Here is a 2,407-nt window from a genome sequence, read left to right as displayed (position 1 = left end):
GATCTGGAGCGCCCCGGCGCATGGCTGACCAGCAGGAACACCGTGCCCGCCGGCGGCTCCTCCAGGTTCTTGAGCAGAGCGTTGGATGCGCCGGGGCGCTCCAGATCGTCGGCTGCATCCATTACGATCACGCGTCGCGGCGACATCGACGGCGCGGTTCCCAGAAACGGGCCGAGGGCGCGCACCTGATCGATGGTGATGCTGCGTGCCAGTTCCTCGTCCGCGCCGCTTTTGCCGCTATCCTTCTTGGGCAGGCGGCGCAGCTCGCGATAATCGGGGTGCGTCCCCGCGGCGAACAAATGCGCAGCCTGATGCGATGCAGGGACATCCAGCCCCGGCGGCAACGCGCCCGGCGTCATGCCCTCCGCCAGCAGGCGCAGCGCGACGGCACGCGCGAACGTCGCCTTGCCGATGCCCTGCGGTCCGGCCAGCAACCAGGCATGATGGATCGCCCCGCCCGCGCTGGCGGACAGGAAAGCCTCGATCGCGGCATCCTGTCCGCGCAGGGCGGTCACGGCAGCCAGTCCGCCAGATCGGCGAGGATCGCCGCCGTCACCGCCTCAGCCGGGCGGGTCGCGTCGATCCGCCGGAAGCGCTGCGGCTCATGCGCGGCGAACCCGTCGAAGGCGCCGGCGACCGCGACATGGAAATCCTCACCTCGTGCGGCGAAGCGATCGGCGGCGGCGCCGTCGCGCGTCGCCGCCCGCGCCGCACCTTCCTCCGGCGGCAGCGCCAGCAGGAAGGTGCGGTCGGGCAGCAGCCCGCGCGATCCGAAGGCGTGCAGCGCCAGGATCGCGGCATCCTCCAGCCCACCGGCCACGCCCTGATAGGCGCGCGTCGAATCGATGAAACGGTCGCAAATCACCCAATTGCCGGCACCCATCGCCGGACGGATGACCTTTTCGACATGGTCGGCGCGCGCGGCGGCGAACAGTAACGCCTCGCTATGCGCGCTCCACCGCGTCGCCTCGCCCTCCATCAACAGCGTCCGGATGGCCTCCGCGCCCGCGCTGCCGCCCGGTTCGCGGGTGATGACGGCATGGACGCCGCGCGCCGCCAACGCATCCGCCAACGCGCGCGCCTGCGTCGACTTGCCGGCCCCTTCCCCGCCCTCCAGGCTGAGGAAGCGTCCCTCGGTCATCCGAACAGGCCCGTCAGCCCGGCCCAGGCGCGACCGAAGAAACCGGCCTCGCCCACGTCCTCGCCAGCGACCAGCGGCACCTTCTGCTCGGGCAGCCCCGGCGCCGACACCACCAGGTCGGCGATATGCGCGCCCTGCTTGATCGGTGCCTTGATCGGCCCGTCATAGACGATCTTGCCCGCCAGCTGCGGGCGCGTCCCGCTGGGCACGGTGACCTTCAGATCCTTGGGCGCCACCAGCTTCACTTCGCTGGCGCTGCCCATCTGGACATCGGCGGTGCCGACGGTGCGGCCGGCCTTTACCACCGGGCGCGACTGCCATGCGCGAAAGCCCCATTCCATGAACCGTACCGATTCGGCAGCACGCTGATTGAAGCTGGTCAGCCCCGCCAGCACCATCACCAGCCGGCGTCCATTCTGTTCCGCCGACCCGGTGAAGCCGTAGCCGGCCTCCTCGGTATGGCCCGTCTTCAGCCCGTCGGCACCGGCAACGCGGCCCAGCAGCGGGTCGCGATTGGCCTGGGTGATCGCCTGGCCGCCGCCCAGCGTCTTGCCCCAGGTAAAATCGCGCCGCGAATAGAATTGCTTGTACAGCTTGGGATGCTGTTCGATCGTCCCCGCCGCCAGCTTCGCCAGATCGCGCGCGGTGACATAGGTGACGCCGCCGTCCGGCCAGCCGTTCGACGTGCCGAAATGGCTGTTGGTCAGGCCCAGCTTCTTCGCATTCTCGTTCATCCGCTCGACGAACGCCTGCTCCGTCCCCGAAATCCCTTCAGCCAGCACGACGCAGGCATCGTTGCCGGACAGCGTGACGATGCCGTACAGCAGGTTCGCGACCGACACCCGCTCACCCGACGACAGGAACATCGTCGAACCCGCGGACGGGCCATGCCATTTCTGCCACGTCTCCGGCCGGACCTCAAACTCGGCATCCAGCTTCAGGTCGCCCGCCTTGATCATCTCGAATGCGGTGTAGACGGTCATCATCTTCGCCATCGAGGCGGGCGGCATCCGCCGGTCGGCATCCTTTGCGTACAGGATCGCCCCGGACGACAGGTCTTCCATGAACGCTACCGGCGCCGGCGTGTCGAACTGCGGCGCGGCAGCGGCCACGGGATAGGCCACCGCCAGGACGGCGGCGGGAAGCGCGAGGGCGGTCAGCAACTTGGTCATGTATGTTTCCCTGTCGGGCGTCGTCGGAACGGAGCTTATCGATCACGAAGGATCGCGGCGTCGCCATAGCCGCGCGAAACCGCCGCGTCACGTA

At 69.0% G+C, this 2,407-nt stretch carries 2 protein-coding genes and 1 pseudogene; all 3 read right to left on the bottom strand.

Annotated features, from left to right (window positions below):
* Positions 1 to 515, bottom strand: a pseudogene (locus AX685_RS07450) (DNA polymerase III subunit delta'); the annotation flags it as partial.
* A complete protein-coding gene (gene tmk / locus AX685_RS07445; RefSeq protein ID WP_066487114.1) occupies positions 512 to 1,141 on the bottom strand; it encodes a dTMP kinase in 630 nt (209 codons plus the stop codon). The pseudogene AX685_RS07450 and the gene tmk, both read right to left, overlap by 4 nt.
* Positions 1,138 to 2,313 carry a D-alanyl-D-alanine carboxypeptidase family protein gene (locus AX685_RS07440; protein WP_066487112.1) on the bottom strand — a complete coding sequence of 392 codons (1,176 nt, stop codon included), beginning with the start codon at positions 2,311 to 2,313 and terminating at the stop codon, positions 1,138 to 1,140. The genes tmk and AX685_RS07440 overlap by 4 nt, the downstream gene beginning before the upstream one ends.
* Positions 2,314 to 2,407 lie beyond the last annotated feature (94 nt).

Origin of the sequence: Sphingomonas sp. CCH9-F2, assembly GCF_001556735.1 — a bacterium.
Lineage (GTDB): Bacteria > Pseudomonadota > Alphaproteobacteria > Sphingomonadales > Sphingomonadaceae > Sphingomonas > Sphingomonas ginsenosidimutans.
The sequence above is the reverse complement of the archived record's forward strand: the minus strand, read 5'-3'. Positions and strand labels throughout refer to the sequence as shown.